Origin of the sequence: Microcystis sp. M53598_WE2 (assembly GCF_030067735.1) — a bacterium.
GTDB lineage: Bacteria > Cyanobacteriota > Cyanobacteriia > Cyanobacteriales > Microcystaceae > Microcystis > Microcystis aeruginosa.
Map to the genome: position 1 here is coordinate 1 of NZ_JASJFE010001035.1, position 5,237 is coordinate 5,237.

A 5,237-nucleotide genomic window follows, 5' to 3' on the forward strand; every position below is an offset into this window, starting at 1 on the left:
AAAGGTCTAAAAGTCTTACCCAACAAGGTTTTTAGATTTATTCAGCAAGCCCTAATTAATTATTAGGAGTTAGCAGTCAGGAGTCAGTATTCAGTATTCAGGAGATAGGGTGGTCACTGCGTGCGCGTTGCGGAGGGTTTTGGGGTGATAGGGTGATGAGACAGCTTCCCCACTTCCCCACTTCCCCACTTCCCCACTTCCCCACTTCCCACTCCCGATTCCCACTTCCCTACTTCCCTTCCTCATTCTCCATTTTCCTATGAAACTAACAGCAATGTCCTTTAATATTCGCTACGATAAACCCGATCCCGATGAGCGTAATTGGCGAGTAAGAAGGGAAGCAGTAGCGGCTTTAATTGCTCACTATTCTCCTGATATAATTGGTACTCAGGAAGCTCGCGCTAATCAACTATTGGATCTACACCGTTTATTGCCAAAATACCAAAGTTTAGGCAGCGATCGCAGGGGAACAGGATTAGATGAACATTGTGCGATTTTGTATCAACCAAGTCGGTTAAAATGTTTAGAAATTTACGAATTTTGGCTATCGGAAACTCCCGATGTTATTGGCAGTATCACTGAAGCTTGGGGTAATCCTTATCCCCGCATGGTAACGGGGGCTAAATTTCGCACTCTTGAGGGGCAAACTTTACAGTTTTATAACACCCATCTCGATTACTATAGCGACCAAGCTAAGGACTTAGGTGCGAAGTGCATACAGGAGCGTTTTTGTCAACTAGATTTAACAAAAGATTACCTGTTTTTAACAGGTGATTTTAATGTTAATTCTCAGCAATTACCCCGTCAGATTTTAACTCAACCTCTCCAGTCAGAAATTAAATTAAAGGACGCTTTAGCAGATTTGGAATTAGCAGAACAAATGAGCTTTAATAATTACACCGATACCCCTTATTTAGCCATCGATACAATTTATTATGATAGCCGTTTGCAGTTAGATTGGGCAAAAGTCGATCCTTCTCGTTGGTTGAATCTTATTCCTTCCGATCATTATCCCGTAATTGCTGCTTTTACCTTGCCCTAAAAATAGATGATTTCTGTATTTAGCAAATATATAGAGGGTGAAAGCTTCAGCAGACTCTGGTGATTCGATGGTTAAATTTGTTCGGTGTTTTAAACAGGAAAAAAACTCAAGAAGTGATATTTTCGTGGCTATTATCGAGGCAATTCTGTTTATTTTCCTCCGGGGATTAGTTACCAATCCTCTGTTTATTTGATTAATTCCACCCCATCTTTGCCGTCAATCTCTTGTAGATAAACTCTGACCTGTTCCTCGGCTGCAGTGGGGAGTTTTTTGCCCGTAAAATCCGGGTGAATTGGTAATTCCCGATGACCACGATCAACGAGGACTAATAAGCGGATTTTTTGCGGTCTGCCATACTCAATAATAGCATTGAAAGCGGCGCGGATCGTGCGACCTTTATAGATAACATCATCGACTAAAATCACGGTTTTTCCCGTGACATCTAGGGGCATTTTGGTTTTAGCAGGAGTGCGAGTTTTAATGCGATCGAGATCGTCGCGATAGAAGGTAATATCGATCGCTCCCACGGGAACTTTTACCCCTTCTAAGCTCTCAATTTGACTAGCAATTAAATTAGCTAAAGGCACTCCTCGCGTGTAGATACCGATCAAAATCAAGTTATTTAAATCGCCACTTTTTTCGATAACTTCGGAAGCTAAACGGGTAATAGTGCGACGAATTTCGTCAGCCGAGAGAATTTCAATTAACTGTGGGGTCATAATTTTCCAAGAAAAGAGGGGATCGGGAAATTTTTACGGCAATGGACTTTTTTTACTTTTTCTTTTAAAACCATCTCCATCACTAACGAATATAATTATTTTCACTTACCTATTTTAACTCGATCGCTCATGAGTGATGAATTATTGCAAAAATCTGCCCTAGAATTAGCCCAACTGATTCGCACTAAACAAATCTCCCCCCTAGAATTAACCCATTTATACCTCGACAGAATTGAGAAATTTGACTGTCAAATTGGTAGTTTTGTCCATGTCGCCAGGGAAAGCGCCCTAGCCACCGCGGGCGCCCAAACGGAACAATTAAGTCAAATCGCCGCTACTGCCGAATTACCGCCTTTTTTTGGAGTTCCCACCGCCATTAAAGACTTAAATGCCGTCGCTGGAATGCCGGTTAGTTACGGAGTCGCCGCTTTACAGGGAAATATCGCCCAATACGACGAAGGAATCGTCACCAGAATGAAAATGGCGGGTTTTATCCTTCTGGGCAAAACTGCCACTTCCCAGTTAGGGTCCTTTCCCTACACCGAAAATCCGGGTTTTTTGCCGACTCGTAACCCCTTCAACCGCGATTATACCGCAGGAGGTTCCAGTGGCGGTGCGGCGGCGGCGGTAGCGGCGGGTTTCTGCCCGATTGCCCAGGGTTCCGACGGTGGCGGTTCCATTCGTACTCCGGCGGGTTGTTGCGGTTTGGTGGGGATAAAACCCAGTCGTGGGCGCGTTTCCTATGCCCCGGTGGGGGAATTTCAAAGCGGTATCGCCACTAACGGCACTCTTTCTAAGACGGTGGCAGATGGGGCGGCGCTGCTTACCGTGATTTCGGGCTATACGACGGGCGATCCCTACTGGCTACCCGATCCGCCCTTTTCTTTCCTAGAAGCCACTCAGAGAGGCGTAAAACCCCTAAGAATCGCTTTTTCTACTTCCATATCCCCCTTCGGCGAAGCGGCTGCCGTCTATAAAAATGCTGTGATCGAGACGGCTAAAATTTTAGAGGGTATGGGGCATCACTTAACGGAGTATTCTCCCGATTTACAGGCTTTAATCGCTCCTTTTCGCCGTATTTGGCAAGCGGGGACGGCAGCGGCGGCAATTCCCAGGGAGTTATTAAGTCCCCTTAACCAATGGTTATTGGACAATTCTGGCAGTGCGGGGGAATACCTGCAAGCGGTGCGGCAGATGCACGTTATTTCGCGGCAAATTGTGGCGATGTTTGATAATTTTGATGTCTTACTTTTGCCAATTTTTCTACATCAACCCCCCGGAATTGCTGAGTGGGAAAATTTACCACCGGAAGAAGCGGTTAATAAGATGATTGCTTGGATTGCCCCTTCTCCGATTGCTAATGCGAGTGGTTTACCTGCGATTGCTTTACCCACAGGGGTTGATAGTCAGGGTTTACCCGTGGCAATTCAGTTAGTTGGTAAACCTGCTGATGAAATCACTTTGTTAGGTTTATCGGCACAATTAGAGGCAGCTAATCCTTTCGGTTTGATGGCTAATTTTAACTAGCAAGACTTTGGGTAAATTGGGGAATAGAAGCGATAAGTTTACGGGTGTAATCACTTTGGGGAGAGTTGATAATTTCGTTAGCTGTACCCATTTCCTCAATTTTACCTTTATTCATCACCATAATCCGATCGCTCATAAATCTGACGACACTTAAATCGTGGGAAATAAAGATATAAGTGAGATTAAATTCCTGCTGTAATTCTTTGAGTAAATTTAAGACTCCCGCTTGCACGGAAACATCTAAAGCAGAGACAGATTCATCACAGATAATAAACTGAGGATTTAAGGCTAAAGCGCGAGCAATACACACCCTTTGTCGTTGTCCTCCCGATAATTGATGGGGATAGCGATCAAACCAATTAGGATCAAGTTTAACTCGTTCTAATAAATATTCTACTCGTTGCCGTCGCTTTTGGGAATTGCCGCCGGTATGATGAATAATCATCGGTTCTAAAATTGCTTTACCGATGGATAAACGGGGATTCAGGGAGTTGTATGGATTCTGAAAAACTATCTGTAATTCCCGTCGCAGTAGTCTTAATTTTGGCTCACTTGGGTTTAATTTAGCCAGATTTTCTCCTCGGAAATAGATATCTCCAGAAGTGGCAGGAATTAAGCGCAGAATTGTCCTTGCTAAAGTGGATTTTCCGCAGCCCGATTCACCGACTAAACCGAGGGTTTCCCCCTGTTTAACGGCAAAACTGACCTGATCTACGGCATTAAAAAAGGTCTTTACTTGCCCGAAAACTCCCTTAACTGGAAATCTAACCGATAAATTTTCTACCGATAAAATATTCTCGTGATGTTGTAAACCTTCAATTCTGCTTTCTTCCTCTTGGAGAGTAATAAATTTAACTGCTGGTGGAGTAATTTCCTGTAATTCAATAATCTTACCTTGAGAGTCTTTTTCCACTCGTAAAAAATCGCTGACAGTGGGCAATTTTTCTGGACGAGAGTTTAAGCGAGGACGACAGGCAAGTAAACCTTTTGTGTAGGGATGTTGGGGATAATTTAATACTTCTTCTTTCGTTCCTTGTTCGACGATTTCTCCTTGATACATCACGACAATTTGATCGGCAATTTCGTTAATAACTCCCAGATCGTGGGAGATAAAAACCATTGACATTTCTCGATCGCTTTTACACAAATCTCGTAATAATCTTAATATTTCTGCTTGGACAGTCACATCTAAAGCGGTGGTTGGTTCATCGGCAATTAATAGGGTAGGATTACAAGAAATCGCCATGGCAATCATTACCCTTTGTAATTGTCCCCCCGATAATTCGTGAGGATAACGCTTGAGAATTGCTTCTTTTTGTTCCTGAATATAAGTTCTAATTTTTTCCCTGACATGACCCTTATTTTCTAAGGGAAAAGTTTCTATATACTTCTCCTCTAACTGTTCATCACTGGGTAATAAGCGCACTTCTTGCAGTAGAGAGATGGCTTGATTTTTTGCCTGTTCAGTGGTGACTTTTTGATGCAGTAAAATTGCTTCGGTGAGTTGAAACTCGATGTTATAAACTGGATTAAGAGAACTCATTGGTTCTTGGAAAATCATCGCCATTTCTCCCCCGCGATAATAACGCAATTCTTCTGGGGGAATAGATAATAAATCTACTGCTTGCATTGACTGACCTTTTGCCGGACGAAAGCAAATTTCTCCCCCGGTAATTTTTCCCGGAGAGGGAACCAGTCCCATGAGTGCAAGGGAGGTGACGGATTTTCCTGAACCCGACTCCCCCACACAACCGAGAACTTGACCTTTCTGCAAGCTAAAACTAATGTTATTAACGGCGACTGTTGTTCTTTTCTGATTAGAAAATTCAACGGTGAGATGGCGAACGTCGAGAACTTTGTTATCCATGGGTCTTTAAACAGAAAGACAGATTCGATTTACTTATAAATATAGCTTTTTCTGTTCCCAGTAGCTGGGTGCAATTAATTCG

4 protein-coding genes are annotated in these 5,237 nt (G+C 43.1%); 2 read left to right on the top strand and 2 right to left on the bottom strand.

Annotation, left to right across the window (positions count from 1 at the left end; all coding sequences use genetic code 11):
* The first annotated feature begins 259 nt into the window (after positions 1-259).
* A complete protein-coding gene (locus PX636_RS21250) occupies positions 260-1,042 on the top strand; it encodes an endonuclease/exonuclease/phosphatase family protein (protein ID WP_288118735.1) in 783 nt (260 codons plus the stop codon).
* Between the two features lie 185 nt (positions 1,043-1,227).
* Here PX636_RS21250 and pyrR read toward each other — a convergent pair whose 3' ends face one another.
* The gene (pyrR, locus tag PX636_RS21255) at positions 1,228-1,761 is read right to left on the bottom strand and encodes a bifunctional pyr operon transcriptional regulator/uracil phosphoribosyltransferase PyrR (protein ID WP_002802562.1); all 534 of its coding nucleotides are present in this window, start codon (positions 1,759-1,761) and stop codon (positions 1,228-1,230) included.
* Positions 1,762-1,890: 129 nt separating this feature from the next.
* Between pyrR and PX636_RS21260 the strand changes: the two genes are divergently transcribed.
* Positions 1,891-3,288, top strand: a complete 1,398-nt coding sequence (locus PX636_RS21260) for an amidase (protein WP_288118738.1) — start codon at positions 1,891-1,893, stop codon at positions 3,286-3,288.
* Here the strand turns inward: PX636_RS21260 and PX636_RS21265 are convergent.
* Positions 3,281-5,155 carry an ABC transporter ATP-binding protein gene (locus PX636_RS21265; protein WP_288118741.1) on the bottom strand — a complete coding sequence of 625 codons (1,875 nt, stop codon included), beginning with the start codon at positions 5,153-5,155 and terminating at the stop codon, positions 3,281-3,283. The two genes, PX636_RS21260 and PX636_RS21265, sit on opposite strands and share 8 nt — an antisense overlap.
* Between the last annotated feature and the right edge of the window lie 82 nt (positions 5,156-5,237).

Bases quoted from the DNA above. Each gene is read 5' to 3' on its own strand.
- PX636_RS21265 (WP_288118741.1), bottom strand. From the start codon at position 5,155: ATGGATAACAAAGTTCTCGACGTTCGCCATCTCACCGTTGAATTTTCT.
- pyrR (WP_002802562.1), bottom strand. From the start codon at position 1,761: ATGACCCCACAGTTAATTGAAATTCTCTCGGCTGACGAAATTCGTCGC.
- PX636_RS21260 (WP_288118738.1), top strand. From the start codon at position 1,891: ATGAGTGATGAATTATTGCAAAAATCTGCCCTAGAATTAGCCCAACTG.
- PX636_RS21250 (WP_288118735.1), top strand. From the start codon at position 260: ATGAAACTAACAGCAATGTCCTTTAATATTCGCTACGATAAACCCGAT.